Source organism: Haemophilus influenzae, assembly GCF_001457655.1.
Taxonomy (GTDB): Bacteria; Pseudomonadota; Gammaproteobacteria; order Enterobacterales; family Pasteurellaceae; genus Haemophilus; species Haemophilus influenzae.
In genome coordinates this window covers 1458207-1472071 of record NZ_LN831035.1, presented here as the reverse complement: position 1 = coordinate 1472071, position 13865 = coordinate 1458207, and the positions used below count along the sequence as shown (strand labels likewise).

General features: G+C 39.3%; 20 protein-coding genes and 2 pseudogenes. 20 read left to right on the top strand and 2 right to left on the bottom strand.

Annotation, left to right across the window (positions count from 1 at the left end; genetic code table 11):
- Window positions 1-4 precede the first annotated feature (4 nt).
- From AT683_RS07205 to AT683_RS07165, 9 genes and pseudogenes are all read left to right on the top strand, one after another.
- On the top strand, window positions 5-445 hold the full coding sequence (locus AT683_RS07205) for a YmfL family putative regulatory protein (RefSeq protein ID WP_011272605.1): 441 nt from the start codon (window positions 5-7) through the stop codon (window positions 443-445).
- A gap of 48 nt (window positions 446-493) precedes the next feature.
- The gene (locus AT683_RS07200) at window positions 494-1168 is read left to right on the top strand and encodes a phage antirepressor KilAC domain-containing protein (RefSeq protein ID WP_011272606.1); all 675 of its coding nucleotides are present in this window, start codon (window positions 494-496) and stop codon (window positions 1166-1168) included.
- On the top strand, window positions 1165-1923 hold the full coding sequence (locus tag AT683_RS07195) for a helix-turn-helix domain-containing protein (RefSeq protein WP_011272607.1): 759 nt from the start codon (window positions 1165-1167) through the stop codon (window positions 1921-1923). The genes AT683_RS07200 and AT683_RS07195 overlap by 4 nt, the downstream gene beginning before the upstream one ends.
- Window positions 1908-2543: a replication protein P gene (locus AT683_RS07190; protein WP_038440679.1), complete on the top strand. Its 636-nt coding sequence runs from the start codon at window positions 1908-1910 to the stop codon at window positions 2541-2543. The genes AT683_RS07195 and AT683_RS07190 overlap by 16 nt, the downstream gene beginning before the upstream one ends.
- A complete protein-coding gene (locus tag AT683_RS07185; protein ID WP_005633909.1) occupies window positions 2540-2764 on the top strand; it encodes a hypothetical protein in 225 nt (74 codons plus the stop codon). Before AT683_RS07190 ends, AT683_RS07185 begins: the two co-directional genes overlap by 4 nt.
- A gap of 36 nt (window positions 2765-2800) precedes the next feature.
- Window positions 2801-3217: a recombination protein NinB gene (locus AT683_RS07180; protein ID WP_042593421.1), complete on the top strand. Its 417-nt coding sequence runs from the start codon at window positions 2801-2803 to the stop codon at window positions 3215-3217.
- Window positions 3218-3309: 92 nt separating this feature from the next.
- Window positions 3310-3863, top strand: a pseudogene (locus AT683_RS07175) (recombination protein NinG).
- Window positions 3847-4512, top strand: coding sequence for an HNH endonuclease signature motif containing protein (locus tag AT683_RS07170; RefSeq protein ID WP_058222221.1), 666 nt, complete (start codon window positions 3847-3849; stop codon window positions 4510-4512). Before AT683_RS07175 ends, AT683_RS07170 begins: the two are co-directional and overlap by 17 nt.
- 30 nt (window positions 4513-4542) lie before the next feature.
- Window positions 4543-4914: an antiterminator Q family protein gene (locus AT683_RS07165; RefSeq protein WP_005650528.1), complete on the top strand. Its 372-nt coding sequence runs from the start codon at window positions 4543-4545 to the stop codon at window positions 4912-4914.
- 49 nt (window positions 4915-4963) lie between these two features.
- Here AT683_RS07165 and AT683_RS07160 read toward each other — a convergent pair whose 3' ends face one another.
- Window positions 4964-5929 carry a P63C domain-containing protein gene (locus AT683_RS07160; protein WP_005666914.1) on the bottom strand — a complete coding sequence of 322 codons (966 nt, stop codon included), beginning with the start codon at window positions 5927-5929 and terminating at the stop codon, window positions 4964-4966.
- Window positions 5930-6286: 357 nt separating this feature from the next.
- Here AT683_RS07160 and AT683_RS07155 point away from each other — a divergent pair, with 357 nt between their 5' ends.
- The 6 genes from AT683_RS07155 to lysC all read left to right on the top strand — a co-directional run bounded on the left by AT683_RS07155 (window position 6287) and on the right by lysC (window position 8728).
- Window positions 6287-6955, top strand: coding sequence for a P22AR C-terminal domain-containing protein (locus AT683_RS07155; protein ID WP_038441183.1), 669 nt, complete (start codon window positions 6287-6289; stop codon window positions 6953-6955).
- 75 nt (window positions 6956-7030) lie between these two features.
- Window positions 7031-7168, top strand: a complete 138-nt coding sequence (locus tag AT683_RS09705) for a hypothetical protein (protein ID WP_015702297.1) — start codon at window positions 7031-7033, stop codon at window positions 7166-7168.
- 123 nt (window positions 7169-7291) lie between these two features.
- Window positions 7292-7648, top strand: a complete 357-nt coding sequence (locus AT683_RS07150; protein ID WP_005650535.1) for a phage holin, lambda family — start codon at window positions 7292-7294, stop codon at window positions 7646-7648.
- A complete protein-coding gene (locus tag AT683_RS07145) occupies window positions 7617-8219 on the top strand; it encodes a glycoside hydrolase family 19 protein (protein ID WP_032826234.1) in 603 nt (200 codons plus the stop codon). The genes AT683_RS07150 and AT683_RS07145 overlap by 32 nt, the downstream gene beginning before the upstream one ends.
- On the top strand, window positions 8212-8535 hold the full coding sequence (locus tag AT683_RS07140) for a DUF2570 family protein (protein WP_011272617.1): 324 nt from the start codon (window positions 8212-8214) through the stop codon (window positions 8533-8535). The genes AT683_RS07145 and AT683_RS07140 overlap by 8 nt, the downstream gene beginning before the upstream one ends.
- Window positions 8447-8728 (top strand): Rz1-like lysis system protein LysC, encoded by a 282-nt coding sequence (gene lysC, locus AT683_RS07135; RefSeq protein ID WP_005693951.1) that lies wholly within the window; start codon window positions 8447-8449, stop codon window positions 8726-8728. The genes AT683_RS07140 and lysC overlap by 89 nt, the downstream gene beginning before the upstream one ends.
- A gap of 1 nt (window position 8729) precedes the next feature.
- Here the strand turns inward: lysC and AT683_RS07130 are convergent, their stop codons facing one another.
- Window positions 8730-9008 (bottom strand): helix-turn-helix domain-containing protein, encoded by a 279-nt coding sequence (locus tag AT683_RS07130; protein ID WP_011272618.1) that lies wholly within the window; start codon window positions 9006-9008, stop codon window positions 8730-8732.
- 44 nt (window positions 9009-9052) lie between these two features.
- On the opposite strand from AT683_RS07130, the gene AT683_RS07125 reads away from it, so the two are divergent.
- The 5 genes and pseudogenes from AT683_RS07125 to AT683_RS07105 all read left to right on the top strand — a co-directional run.
- Window positions 9053-9565 carry a terminase small subunit gene (locus AT683_RS07125; RefSeq protein WP_011272619.1) on the top strand — a complete coding sequence of 171 codons (513 nt, stop codon included), beginning with the start codon at window positions 9053-9055 and terminating at the stop codon, window positions 9563-9565.
- Window positions 9552-10895 (top strand): PBSX family phage terminase large subunit, encoded by a 1344-nt coding sequence (locus AT683_RS07120; RefSeq protein ID WP_011272620.1) that lies wholly within the window; start codon window positions 9552-9554, stop codon window positions 10893-10895. The genes AT683_RS07125 and AT683_RS07120 overlap by 14 nt, the downstream gene beginning before the upstream one ends.
- A 1-nt stretch (window position 10896) precedes the next feature.
- Window positions 10897-12231, top strand: coding sequence for a DUF1073 domain-containing protein (locus AT683_RS07115; RefSeq protein WP_011272621.1), 1335 nt, complete (start codon window positions 10897-10899; stop codon window positions 12229-12231).
- Complete coding sequence (locus tag AT683_RS07110) at window positions 12131-13441, top strand: phage minor head protein (protein WP_075913359.1); 1311 nt, start codon at window positions 12131-12133, stop codon at window positions 13439-13441. Before AT683_RS07115 ends, AT683_RS07110 begins: the two co-directional genes overlap by 101 nt.
- 140 nt (window positions 13442-13581) lie before the next feature.
- Window positions 13582-13755: pseudogene (locus AT683_RS07105) on the top strand (DUF2213 domain-containing protein); the annotation flags it as partial.
- Window positions 13756-13865: the final 110 nt, after the last annotated feature.

Genomic DNA, 13865 nt, shown 5'->3' with positions numbered 1-13865 from the left:
AATTATGGAAATGAAGAAAGTTATTATCGAAATGGTTGATCGGATTCCTGGGGGGAGAAGTGCGGTAGCTGGATTCCTAGGTTTTACCGAAAGTGAATTAAAGAATCGTCTTTATCAAACAAAGGGTCAGCGATTCAAAAATGAAGAATTAATTGCGATTCAGCAAGAATATGGCTGCACGCAATTTATTGATGAACTATGCCGTTTGGCTGGTGGGCGTTTTGTACCTGATGTAGCAGAGAATGAATTAGACAAGGTTGAGCTTGCTAATTTACAACTGCACGAGCTTTCCGCACGAGGCTTGTTATTTGCTGCATTAGAAACAGCGTTAGAAGACGGCGAAATCACTTCGAAAGAAGAAGACAAAATACGTCAAGCATTGAGTAAACATTTGGCAGCGACGCAACATTCGATTGAATGTGCGATTGTGTTACACAAGAAATAAAAAAAGCCACGAGGAGATTTCGTGGCTAATTCATTAAGGAATATACAGATGAATCAATTATTAACGATTTCGAAAGAAAACACAAGCACTTTGACGATGAGTAGTCGTGAAATTGCGGAATTAATCAATAAAAACCACAGCGATCTGTGTCGTTCAATCGAAAGACTTATCGCAAAAGAGGTGATTTGGGGGTATCAGCCAATGGCTTACACCCATCCACAGAACGGTCAGACTTATTATGAGTACCATCTAACCAAACGAGATAGTTTAATTGTTGTTGCTCAGAATTGTCCTGAATTTACTGCGGCAATTGTCGATCGCTGGCAAGCGTTGGAAAATCAACAAAAACCAACCGCACTTATTCCGCAATCTTTTTCTGAGGCGTTGATGTTAGCCGCTCAGTTACAAGCAGAAAAAGAGCGTAATGCGCCTAAAGTCGCTTTTGTTGATCACTATGTGGAAGTAGGGACGAGTAAATCATTTCGTGAGACGGCGAAGATTTTAAAAATGCCTGAGCGTGCATTAGTCAATCGCTTGGTGGAAGATAAATATTTGTATCGTCAATCTGGCGTGCTTTTGCCTTATCAATCGGCACGCACCAAAGATCTTTTTACGGTTAAAACAGGTACCGCTGAACACGGTCACAATTACACACAGACACGTGTAACAAGCAAAGGCATTGAATTTATTGCGTCACGTTATGCTTCGGAGTTGATGTTATGAGTATGCGATTAATGGTTCAAGCAATGAATTGTAAGGTTGGTAATCCTGCTAGAAAACTTGTGCTTTTAAAACTGGCTGATAATGCCAATGATGATGGAATTTGTTTCCCAAGTTATCAATACATTGCCGATAAATGCGAGATGACCCGACGTAGTGCAATCAATCACATTGAATATTTAATCAAAATGGGATTAGTAAGCAAAAAAGAACGTAAAAATAAAGATGGTTCCATCTCAAATTTATACTTTTTACACCTTGAACAAGGTAGTGAAAATTTTGCACTGGGTAGTGAAAATATTTCACTAGGTAGTGAAAATTTTGCACTAGGGGGTAGTGAAAATATTTCACCCAGAACCAGTCACTCTTTAGAACCAGTCAATGAACCTAAAAAAACTACGCAAAAAAGCGAAGCCGAAATGTTGCTTGAGCAGTTCGGTATTACCGGACAACTGGCGAAAGATTTTATCGCACACCGCAAAGCCAAAAAGGGCGTCATTAATCAAACGCAACTCAACCGTCTGCAAAAACAGGCGGACAAGGCTGGGATTTCGATTTGTGAAGCGGTGGAAATTTGCATCGAACGCAACTGGCAGGGATTTAACGCATCGTGGGATTGGCGTGATGAAAAACTGCGACCAAATTCACCGCACTTAGGGCAATCACACCGCAACAAACCCAAATTTGACGATACGCAGACAGGCTGGTCTGCAGGAATGAATTTCATAGTGGACGGTACACAATGGCAAATTCCATAACACAAAACCAAATTAACACGCTCCCACCAGAACGCACACAGCGTGCGGAAGAGACGATTAACTGGCTCTTTCAAGAGCTTAAATCGATTTTTCCTGGTTGGCGTGCAGCCTTTGAAACCGAAGCGGATTATCTCTCTGCTAAAAAAACTTGGTTGCGTGTGTTGGTACGAGAAAAAATTACGAGACCTCAGTTGGAGAATGGGATTTGTGAAGCGGAAAAATCGCTTGATAAATTTTTACCTAGCGTAGGGTTGTTTGTTTATTGGTGCAAAGCCTACGACTATCACGCACTAGGTTTACCGAACGAAGCGGAACTATACCAACGTTATAACACTTTCTTAGGCTATGCCCGATTCAATCGGGATGAATTTCAATATCGTTCAAAAGTGGAATTTTGGTTGCTTAAAAATCTGTACGAAAAGTGCAAGAAAAAATCGGAAGAGGACACGTTGAAAGCTATTCCGAAATTACTCATAGAAGCGGCAGAAAAAGTGCGGTCGAATTTTCCTTTTGAGGATATTCCGAAAATGATTCCAGTAAAACCAAGTTTTTACGATAAAGCGAAGGCTGATAAGGCGCGCGATAGCTTGATGGCAATGATGAAAGGGGTATTGCAATGACAAGCTACAAATGCCCAAAGTGCGGTGCGGAATTAGAGGATTTTTATACGCCAGATTATTTTATATCGAGCAGCGAATGGGATGACGATCGTTTTCGTTGTAACGGTCACTTAATTGAGCCGATACCGTTTCCGCAGGTAAGTAAATACAGCGCAGTAAATCGAACAAAATCTTGCGGTTATTTTGGGTTGGAAGATTTAGGTGTGGAGTATAAAGAATGAGTATTGCGATGTTATTCAAGCGTTGGGAATGATGTTATGAGCCAATACAAACCTTTCTTTTTACGTGATCAACGCATTAAAAATAATTGCTTGGATTTAATCAAAGAGCTGCCAATAGACGATAAAAAGCCGTTGGTAGTCAAAATCCAACCAATAACACGCTCACTTGAGCAGAACTCAAAACTTCACGCACTACTAAGCGATATTAGCAAACAGTGCGAATTTAACGGTAAAAAGCGAGACATCGACACGTGGAAAATGATTATGGTATCGGCTCACAAAATTGCAACAGGCGGTCAGGCTGAAATGGTAATCGGGCTTGAGGGGGAAGTTATCAATCTACGAGAAAGCACCGCTCAAATGAGCGTAAAACGACTAGCAAGCCTAATAGAGTACATTACCAGTTGGGGCGTGCAAAATGGCGTGAGATTTAACGATAGATGGGGGCTTTAAATGAAACGCTTAAATGATGACGAGATCTTAGAGTTAAAAATCGTGCTTTTTATTGTGGCAGTTTGGGTAATTTTTAATATGGTGTTTGGCTAATGGCGAAAGAGTATAAATGCAAAGTTTGTGGCAAAGCGTTTGTAAAAACCTTTAGCTCAACACAAAAAGTTTGCTCGCCTGAATGTGCGATTAAATTAGTCCGAGAACAATCAAGAAAAAGGCAAAAGAAAGCGGAAAAACAAGAACAGATAGAGCGTAAAAAAAGATTACTAGATGGTGAGAGGGCATTGGCTAAAAGCTCTTCAAAAAGAGGTAAATAAATTTATAAGATTGAGAGATAAAGGACAACCTTGTATTGCTTGTGGAACGGTATGGAAACCTAGTTTTCAAGCGTCTCATTTTATTCCGCAGGGAAGAAGCTCATTTTTAAGATTTGATGAGAGGAATATCCATTCTGGCTGTATCAGACGTAGGTGGCGGAAATATACATGGATATAGACCAAGACTAGTCGAGAAGATTGGCGAGCAAGAGGTTGAGTGGTTGGAAGAAAATCAACATCGAATTAAAAAATGGGAAATTTCTGAGCTTAAAGAAATGCTAAAACTATACAGATTGAAGAACAAGGAATTAGAAAATGAAATGCAAGATTGATGGTTGCAACAGAGAGGCTATGTATAAAGCTGATTGCGTTTGCCAAATGCACTATTTTAGATTTATGAGAAACGGAACTTATGATCTTCTTCCGAAACCAATCCGAAAATACAGAAGACACAATGGAAAGGGTTATCAGTTAATTTTCGAACCAAGACACCAATTAGCAATGAGCGATGGGTATGTTTATGAGCATAGATTTGTGATTTATAGCATTTATCAAAATAATTTACCTAACTGCAAGCTTTGTGGCTGCAAGCTAACTTGGAGCAGTTGTCACATCGATCATATTGATAATGACATTACCAACAACACGCTAGAAAACCTTAGACCAATTTGCCGAGCTTGTAACGTAATGAGAAGTCACACATTAATACCTAAATATACACACAAAGGTCATTCTAAAATAACTTTTAATGGATTAACAATGACAGCAGCTGAGTGGGCTAGACAAGATGGCGTAACAGTAGCTGGGAATACAATCTTGAGAAGAATTAGAGATGGGTGGAGCATAGAAATAGCATTATTTGAGACAAGTTCAACACATCCAAATGCAGCAGTTAAGCACACTACTACTAAGTATAAAAATAGATTTGAAGTGAAATCTACTGGAATAAGCTTAGATTTAAGATTGCAAGGCGATGATTAAGCATTACAAGGCAAAAATTAAGGAGCTTACGTGAATATTGATGTGATTTCAGTTGAATTTGGTTATTGGGCTACACCTCGTTATGAGACTGAATTTCCACGTGTAGCCGCAGGGTTTGCAGAGATGAAATGTGATGCTCGTTATGCTGAAAAATATCGTATGCGTCCTATAAGCGATGAATTAGGCATGGAAATTGATGGCTACCTTGGTGTAATTAGAAAAGTCACACCAGAACTTTATGATGTATTCGTTCTGACTTATATCAAGAGATGGGAAAAACAAGAAATTTGGCGATATTTACATATTTCACGGCGTGAATATTTCAATCGATTGAAAACGGTAAAAACATCACTTTTATTGCTATTATCAACAGAAGGCAAGCAATGTTTATTTATTGCCTGAAAAGTGCGGTCTATTTTGACCGCATTTATTTCAAGGGTAGGTATTCTTTCTATTCTTGTCCTTCTTGAAGTGTGAGTTTGGGGTGTATCTTATCTAACATTTCATAAAAATTATCTTTATCTTTAGATAGCTTTAAAAGTGTAACGATAGAAGATAAATGTTCACGCAATTTAGGGTGCCCTACGTCTTCCGTTAAAAACTGGTGTAATTTTACTTTTTTTGCTTGTTTACTTGCCGATTTTTTGAGTTCTGGTAATAACTCTGGAGCGAGTCGGGCATACACGGCGTTGTTTGTAATATGCCCGAAGAATTGTGGAAATTGATTATTATTTTTCGGAGGGAATTGAACGCCATATAAACGACATAATTCCTTGTAATAGTCTAAAGGAAAGGTTTTAACCCAAGGTTGTAATTCTTTTGCGACAAAGGCTTCAAAAATTTTTGCGAGTGCGTCTTTGGCTCGTGCATCTTGATAGCCGGTGACTTCATCCACTAATGCCACAATGCCCACTTTGGCTAAAGAGCGGATTAGAATTTCTGCTTTTTGGGCGGTGTTTTGTTGCTTACCAACCAACGCCCCTTCTTCACGTGCTCGTAGATAAATATCACACACGACAGGTAAAATAGTCGCATCATATCCTTCCTTAATTTTACCGTCTTTGGTGCGATATTTAACCCCTTTGATCACATCTATAACATCTTGATTAATAAATGGTTTTAGATTATTTGCATCCATAAACGCAGGGAGTTTGATCAATTCTTCGTTTTCTGTTATTGCGCCACCACGAGAACCACGATTTGGGCGATCTAATGCTTCAAAAACAGAAGCACTTGAAATAATGCGTAAGTCATTTTGAAGCACTGCCACATCAAGCGATTTATCACCAATGCTTAATACGCCTTCGTGAATAGCTAAAGGGAGTTCTTCTAGTGCTTTTTTATGTTCCCAGCGTGCTAACGCTGCTTTCTCGGCTCGTTCTTTACGTTTTTCAGCCGTTAAGGAGGTAGAAACCATATGTTGCTCCATTGCTTATTTATAACTTTTATTAGCATAATGCTAAATTATATTTAAGTAAAGCATTATTTTATGCTTTACATTCTCAAAATTTTCCTCTACTATTTTATTCAAGGTCTCAAAAGCCTTATCAAGAACGGTAACTCACCCCGTCAGCGTGATTTTTTTATGCGTAAAATTTACCTTGTTTGTTTTATTGCCATTAAGACTTACAACGCATAAAAAGAAAATTATCAATCAATGTTCGACAGTGCGACTAATACAATACCGAAAGGGAATAAGTCCGCTGGATTCTTGACCAGTTTTGAGCTGTCGAACGCCCGATTTATCGGGGGCTTCCATCAAAAGGAAATCAAGATGACTACTCAAATCCAATTCTCAATATTTAATTTCAAAAATTCCCCAGTTCGCACGATTACCGATCCTAATAGTGAAATTTGGTTCTGTGGCACAGATGTGTGCGATATTCTCGGTTATGTAAATGCGCCTGATGCAATGAAAAAACATTGTAAAGAAGCTGGTATAGCAAAACGCTATATCAGCTATCCAAGCGGTAGAAAGGAAGCGATCTTTATCAATGAACCAAATCTTTACCGTCTGATCATCAAATCTCGTAAACCAGAAGCTGAACCATTTGAAGCGTGGGTATTTGAAGAAGTTCTTCCGCAAATTCGTAAAACAGGAAAATATCAACTTCAACCGCAACAGCTCGCCTTGCCAGAACCCGAAAAGAAATTCAGTTTTGAATTTACCGAGTATGAACTTCAACAGCTTGTTTGGTTGTGGTTCGCTTTCATGCGTGGCATCGTCACATTCCAACATATCGAAAAAGCCTTTAGAGTTTTAGGCTCAAATATGAGTTCACAAATCTACGGGCAGGCTTACGAGTATCTAAGCGTGCTACGCTCTACCAATCAAATCTTAAACCGCATCACAAGTGATTTTGACATCGACCAAATGACAAACTGGCGTGTATTAAAACACTTGCGAGGCTTTAATCCAAAAGCAGTCAAAATCGACTTCTAAAAACAACGGAAAATCCGACCGCACTTTACCGTGTGGCGGATTTTTACACCTCAAATTCACGAAAAAGGATACATTATGTTCAGAATTCTCTTTGCGGTGGCGTTGTTATGGGCAGCATACGAACTCAATTTAAACCAAGATTGCGATGGGTATATTTGCGACACGTCATCACTAATTACCGCACTTCATAAACCGCTTGACAGTGCACACTAAAAGTGTATCATATGTACTATATTGCGGTTTTAGTGCATAGCAAACGCAAGAAAGAATTTTACAGCCCTGATCGGAAACGGTCGGGGCTTTTTTATTGCCTAAAGAACAGGCGGGAGAAAATATATGCCAATTAAAGAGCCTGATGTGTGGGCGTTAATATGGTCTTGGTTGCAAACAAATCTTAGTTCTAGCTCAGCACAGAGTGCTTTTTGGGCGTTATTTATTTCTCTTTTAAGATTTGGGTTTATGCGTAAAAAGCCAGCTATTCGTTATGTTTTAATTGATGCGGCTATGTGTGCATCCATTGCGGGTGTTGCAGTGCCAATTTGTACGCATTTATTTGGGCATACAGAATATTCTTCATTTCTTGGCACGATGATTGGTTTTGTTGGTACTGAAAAAATTCGCGAGTTTTTATTTAAATTCATTAATCGGAGAATTGAAAAAGATGACAATGATGATTTCCGAAGTGACATTTAATAAAATTTTTCCACACGCAGTTAAAGGTGTTTATCAAGCTATTTCGGCGCAGATAGAAAAAGCAGGTTGTGTGAATAAGATGCAGCAAGCGATGTTTTTGGCTCAATGTGGACATGAAAGTGGCGGATTTACAAGATTTAAAGAAAATTTAAATTATTCTTGGCTTGGGCTTTCTAAAACTTTCCGTAAATATTTCCCAGACCCTCTTATAGCGAAGAAATATGAGCGCAAACCTGAACTTATTGCCAATCGTGTTTATGCTAATCGTCTAGGTAATGGCGATGAGAAAAGTGGAGATGGTTGGAAGTATCGTGGTCGTGGACTGATTCAGATCACAGGTAAGGATAATTATGCCGCGTTTAGAAAATGGTTAGGTAGAGATATTGAGCCAGATGATGTGGCAGGGAATTTAGATTTATCTGTTAAAACTGCAGTGTGGTATTGGAAATGCTATGAGTTGGCTGAGCTTAATTCTGTGGAAAAAGTTACGCGAAGAATTAATGGTGGACTAAATGGCATTGATGAGCGTTGCAAGCTCTATCGAGCATTAATGGTAACGGATAATGACTAAGTACATTTACATGGCGTTAGCGGGTGTTGTCGTGGTTTTGATTGGTGCATTGCGTTACCAATCTAGCGTTATAGATGAGTTGGAAATAACGACAAAACAACAAGAAAATACTATCCAGCAACAAGAAGATGCTAACAAATCATTAAGTCTTGCGTTACAACAAGAGCGTTATGCCATTATTGAGCAACAAGAGCGTAATAATGAAATAGAAAGGATAGCAACAGAAAATGCTGAATCAGTTAAAACAATCATTAAGACTCAACCTTGTGCTCACACTCGTTTGCCTCAGTCTGTTCTTGACCGCTTGCACGAATAAAATCACGACTAAACCAGAATATATTTATCCGCCTCAAGCCTATACTGCACCTTGTGTCAAAACAGCATTTACTGGGGAAACATACGGCGATGTAGTCATACAGTTAGTTAAGGTAACCGCAGAGCGAGATAAGTGCGCAAGCCAAGTAGATCATCTTAATAAGTGGATTAATCAAGCAAAAGGCGGTAAATAGATTAAAAATCTAATTGAGCGGAATTAATGCCAAGTGCTGTCGCTATTTTAATGCGAGTGCTTTTACGCAAGGTCTGTGAATTTTCGTGTTGTGAATAAGCAGCTTGAGAAATGCCTAAACGGCTTGCCACTTCCGCTTGTGTTAAACCTAAGTGTTCACGCCAAGCACGCAATGCAGAATAATCGTTCAATAAAGCTAATTTGGCAACCGCTTCTGGAATACCTGTCTCAAGTGGATTGGTAAAGATGATTTTTTCATAAAATGTTAATAAATGGTTCATCTTTCTATTTTATAAGTTTTATTCAAGTATTTTAAGGATTTCCTATGTCAGACGTGAAAGGAAAATCTACGTCTGGTCGTGGATTAACACCTAAACAAGAAAAATTTTGCCAGCTTTATATTGAGCTGGGGAATGCCAGTGAAGCATATCGGCAGAGTTATGATTGCCAAGATATGAAGTCCGAAAGTATAAACCGATTGGCTAAAAAAGAATTAGATAAGATCAAGATTAGATCAAGGGTTGATGTGCTTCAACAAGAGCACCGACAACGCCATAATCTTACCCTAGATAATATCATTGCGGACTTGCAAGAGTATCGTGATATTTGTATGGGAAGAAAGCCACTTACTATTACCACTGTGGTAAAAAATGCTCAAGAAGGAACGGCACAAAGCGTTAATACCGAATGTTTCGTTTTTGAACCGACAGGTGCAAATAAAGCCCTTGAATTGCTTGGGAAGCATTTAGGGATGTTTACCAATAAAGTTGATGTAACAACTGATGGCAAGCCCTTACCTACTGTGATTAATGTGACATTTAGCGATGAGCCAGCTTAATATTCAATTTCCTACGAAATTCCGACCGCTCTTTGAATCTATTTGGCCGTTTATTATTTTCTACGGTGGGCGAGGTTCAGGTAAAAGTTTTAGTATCGCTAGAGCATTAGTATTGCGAGCCTATCAATCGCCTGTTCGAGTTTTGTGTTGCCGTGAGATCCAAAAATCCATTTCTGATTCGGTTATTCAGATGTTGGCAGATCAGATTGAAATGTTAGGTCTACAAAATTTCTTCGATGTTCAGAAAACGCAAATTATCGGGCAAAACGGTTCACGCTTCACGTTTGCTGGGCTGAAAACCAACATCACATCAATCAAGTCAATGACGGGCATTGATGTAGTTTGGGTAGAAGAAGGCGAGAATGTTTCAAAAGAAAGTTGGGATATATTGATTCCAACCATTCGTGAAGACGGTTCGCAGATTATTGTGAGCTTTAACCCGAAGAATATTCTTGATGATACCTATCAGCGTTTTGTGATTCATCCGCCTGAGCGGTGTAAATCGGTCTTAGTGAATTGGCAAGACAACCCATATTTTCCGAAAGAATTAATGGAAGATATGGAGCAGATGCGTGAGCGTGATTATGAACTTTATCGTCACGTTTATGAGGGCGAGCCTGTGGCTGATTCCGATTTAGCCATTATTAAGCCTGTATGGATTGAATGTGCGGTGGATGCGCATCTCAAGCTCGGTTTTACCGCTAAAGGAATGAAGAAAGTTGGCTTTGATGTGGCTGATGAGGGTGCGGATAGTAACGATAATGCATTTGTTCACGGTTCTGTGGTGCTTGACATTGAAGTTTGGAAGAATGGCGATGTGATTGATTCCGCCAACCGAACAAATCAAAGTGCGGTCAAATTTAAAGCTGATTTGATTATATTCGATAGTATTGGCGTGGGGGCGGGAGTAAAAGCTCACTTTAAACGCTTGCCAAAATCTTTACAAGTGGAAGGATTTAATGCTGGTGGTGCAGTTGCTTATCCCGAGCGTGAATATATCAAAGGAAAAAAGAATCAAGATATGTTTTCGAACATTAAAGCCCAATCTTGGTGGGCGTTGCGAGATAGATTCTATAAAACCTATCGAGCAGTAAAGCATGGGGATGTTTACCCTGACGATGAACTGATAAGCCTATCGAGCAATATCAAAGAGCTTGAGTATTTGAAAGCAGAATTATCACGTCCTCGTGTTGATTATGACAATAACGGGCGGGTAAAGGTTGAAAGCAAAAAGGATATGAAAAAACGTGGCATACCTTCTCCAAATATGGCGGATGCTTTAGTCATGTGCTACGCCACGACAAAACCTAAATCACTACTGGATTTATAAGATGAATATTTTAGATGGCATCAAATCACTTGCGTTAAAGTTAGGCAGCAAACAAGACCAGACATATTATGCTCGTGGGCTTAGCTTAACCGATGACTTAATGCAAATCGAAGCATTATGGCGTGATAACTGGATTGCAAATAAGGTTTGTATTAAACGTTCGGAAGATATGGTGCGTAATTGGCGCGATATTTTCTCGAATGACTTGAAATCTGAACAGCTAGACGAGTTCACTAAGCTCGAGCGCAGATTAAAACTGCGTGAGACATTAACTAAAGCGTTGCAATGGTCTAGTTTGTATGGGGCAGTGGGTTTATTACTTGTCACTGACACAATTAACATCACTTCGCCATTGCAGCCTACAGAACGATTAAAGCGGTTGATTATCTTACCTAAATGGAAAATTTCACCTACAGGACAACGAGATGATGATGTGTTTTCGCCAAACTTTGGTCGATATAGTGAATATACCATTATTGGCGGCACACAATCTGTTTTAGTGCATCATTCACGTTTATTAATTATCAATGCCAATGATGCACCTTTATCTGATAATGATGTTTGGGGTGTGTCAGACTTTGAAAAGATTATTGATGTACTTAAACGCTTTGATAGTGCCTCAGCGAATGTCGGCGACCTTATTTTTGAAAGTAAAATCGATATTTTCAAAATTGCAGGGTTATCTGACAAGATTTCAGCTGGGTTAGAAAATGATGTGGCTCACGTTATTTCAGCGGTGCAGTCGATTAAATCAGCAACCAATAGTCTGTTGCTTGATGCGGAAAATGAGTACGACCGAAAAGAATTATCTTTTGGTGGGTTAAAAGATTTATTGACAGAGTTTCGCAATGCGGTGGCAGGTGCGGCAGATATGCCAGTCACCATTTTGTTTGGGCAATCTGTTTCGGGATTGGCAAGTGGAGATGAGGATATTCAAAACTACCACGAATCCATTCATCGATTGCAAGAAACAAGATTGCGTCCTGTGCTTGAAGTGCTTGATACATTACTATGCAATGAATTATTTGGTGGGCAACCTGATGACTGGTGGTTTGAGTTTTTACCATTGACGGTGGTTAAACAAGAACAACAAGTCAATATGCTTAATACCTTTGCTACAGCGGCAAATACGTTAATTCAAAATGGCGTAGTAAATGAATATCAAGTAGCAAACGAACTGCGCGAAAGTGGCTTGTTTGCCAATATCTCCGCTGAAGACATTGAGGAAATGAAAAATGTTAATGAATTTGCCGGAAATTTTGAAGAGCCAGAAAACACGGAAGATGCGCAAGTTCAAGCCAGTGAAGATGAGCAAGAGAACGGAGCTTTGGTATAGACAACAGCTTAAACAGTTCGTCAAAACGATGACCGATGATGTAGAAAGAGCTATGCAACAACCGCAAGGCTCTTTTTTTATGGATGATGCGAAAGGGTTCCAGGCGATTAGTGCGAAAGCGCTGATGAAAGTATTAGAAAAGTACGAAAAATCTGACCGCACTTCTCAAGCTGAAAATATCGCCAATGGCTTCGTTGGTCGTGGTGATGCACAAAACCATGCTGAAGTATCAACCAATTTGAAAAACCAAACTGGCATCGATTTATCCGCTTATTTACGCAATAGTCCAAATATTGCTGAAAGAGTGAATGCATTGACCGCTGGTAATATCCAGTTAATCAAGTCTATTCGCTCGCAATATCTTGATAAAGTGCAAAATACCGTCATGCAAGCAATGGTTCGGGGTTCTTTAAATAAAGACCTTGCAGCACAAGTAAAAGACTTAGGTAAAACAACCGAAAAACGAGCGATGTTTATTGCTCGAGACCAGTCCTCAAAATTAAATGCCGCCTTAACGCAAGCGAGACATGAAGAGGTTGGTATAAAAAAATACATGTGGTCAACATCGGGTGATGAGCGTGTGCGAGAAAGCCATGCGGAAAAAGATGGGCAGATATTCGAATATGCCAATCCGCCTGCCGATACTGGTCACCCTGGTCATGATGTTAATTGTCGATGCGTTCAGATTCCAGTGCTTGATGATGTAGTTAACTTAAAATCAGAAGAAACCGAATTAAGCTACCAGGCCGCAGAACCTAATAAGACAGGGAAAATGGATCTCGATGAGTTATTTGAAAGCTCTATCGGTGGAGGTGGTAATAAGTCATTTTCTAACTTTGGTGGGGTTAATTCTGAATTAATTACGTTAGCGAAAGAGAGTATTGGTTTGGATATTACAGATTGGCAACACAGTATTGATGAATCAAGCATCCGACACATATTGAAACAACATGGAAACGAAAAAGCGGAAAATAAACGAGGGCAAAGAGCCGTTACAAAAAAAGACATTTTATTATTGCCTTTGGTTGTCTCCGCATTTGATAGCATTGAGTACACTGGGACAAGCGATTCAGGGAATGAAACGTTTTTGATTAAAAAAGAGATTGATGACGAAATATTCAGCGTGCAGGAAGTTAGGAAGAGACACAAGAAGATTGCAGTTAAAACAATGTGGATTAAAAGGAAAAAGAAAGCCACAAGCTCCGCATAGTGCTTGACTCACAAATGGCGTCTGCTTAACGTCCGAAACGTGCTATGCCCTATTGCCTGTGGCTTGGCTTATTTTATCACTCTTAAGATACTAAATTCAACTCGGCCTGAAATTGCCGAGTTTTTTATTGGGGTAAATAAATGAAATTTACAGACAAAACCACTCAAGCAGCTACACAAAGAACCATCACTAAAGATGGTTTTTTAGTTGTGCCCGCAACCATTTCTAAAGTTGGGGTATTTGATTACCTTGCTACAGAACTAGGCTTAAAAGAAGACGGCATTAAAAAGGTCGCTCGCACAGAGAAATCGTTGTAATGCTCGTGTAGAGCTTAATTTTACAATATTTTCCATTAATTATTTCTTTATTATTTGCACATCATTTTTGTTCCTCGTAGAATACGAGCAACCTTACCTTTAAAGTG

Coding starts and splice junctions, on each gene's coding strand:
- AT683_RS07205 (WP_011272605.1), top strand. CDS start 5: ATGGAAATGAAGAAAGTTATTATCGAAATGGTTGATCGGATTCCTGGG.
- AT683_RS07200 (WP_011272606.1), top strand. CDS start 494: ATGAATCAATTATTAACGATTTCGAAAGAAAACACAAGCACTTTGACG.
- AT683_RS07145 (WP_032826234.1), top strand. CDS start 7,617: ATGACAATGATGATTTCCGAAGTGACATTTAATAAAATTTTTCCACAC.
- AT683_RS07190 (WP_038440679.1), top strand. CDS start 1,908: ATGGCAAATTCCATAACACAAAACCAAATTAACACGCTCCCACCAGAA.
- lysC (WP_005693951.1), top strand. CDS start 8,447: ATGCTGAATCAGTTAAAACAATCATTAAGACTCAACCTTGTGCTCACA.
- AT683_RS07130 (WP_011272618.1), bottom strand. CDS start 9,008: ATGAACCATTTATTAACATTTTATGAAAAAATCATCTTTACCAATCCA.
- AT683_RS07140 (WP_011272617.1), top strand. CDS start 8,212: ATGACTAAGTACATTTACATGGCGTTAGCGGGTGTTGTCGTGGTTTTG.
- AT683_RS07125 (WP_011272619.1), top strand. CDS start 9,053: ATGTCAGACGTGAAAGGAAAATCTACGTCTGGTCGTGGATTAACACCT.
- AT683_RS09705 (WP_015702297.1), top strand. CDS start 7,031: ATGTTCAGAATTCTCTTTGCGGTGGCGTTGTTATGGGCAGCATACGAA.
- AT683_RS07115 (WP_011272621.1), top strand. CDS start 10,897: ATGAATATTTTAGATGGCATCAAATCACTTGCGTTAAAGTTAGGCAGC.
- AT683_RS07195 (WP_011272607.1), top strand. CDS start 1,165: ATGAGTATGCGATTAATGGTTCAAGCAATGAATTGTAAGGTTGGTAAT.
- AT683_RS07110 (WP_075913359.1), top strand. CDS start 12,131: ATGTTAATGAATTTGCCGGAAATTTTGAAGAGCCAGAAAACACGGAAG.
- AT683_RS07160 (WP_005666914.1), bottom strand. CDS start 5,929: ATGGTTTCTACCTCCTTAACGGCTGAAAAACGTAAAGAACGAGCCGAG.
- AT683_RS07150 (WP_005650535.1), top strand. CDS start 7,292: ATGCCAATTAAAGAGCCTGATGTGTGGGCGTTAATATGGTCTTGGTTG.
- AT683_RS07170 (WP_058222221.1), top strand. CDS start 3,847: ATGAAATGCAAGATTGATGGTTGCAACAGAGAGGCTATGTATAAAGCT.
- AT683_RS07155 (WP_038441183.1), top strand. CDS start 6,287: ATGACTACTCAAATCCAATTCTCAATATTTAATTTCAAAAATTCCCCA.
- AT683_RS07120 (WP_011272620.1), top strand. CDS start 9,552: ATGAGCCAGCTTAATATTCAATTTCCTACGAAATTCCGACCGCTCTTT.
- AT683_RS07185 (WP_005633909.1), top strand. CDS start 2,540: ATGACAAGCTACAAATGCCCAAAGTGCGGTGCGGAATTAGAGGATTTT.
- AT683_RS07180 (WP_042593421.1), top strand. CDS start 2,801: ATGAGCCAATACAAACCTTTCTTTTTACGTGATCAACGCATTAAAAAT.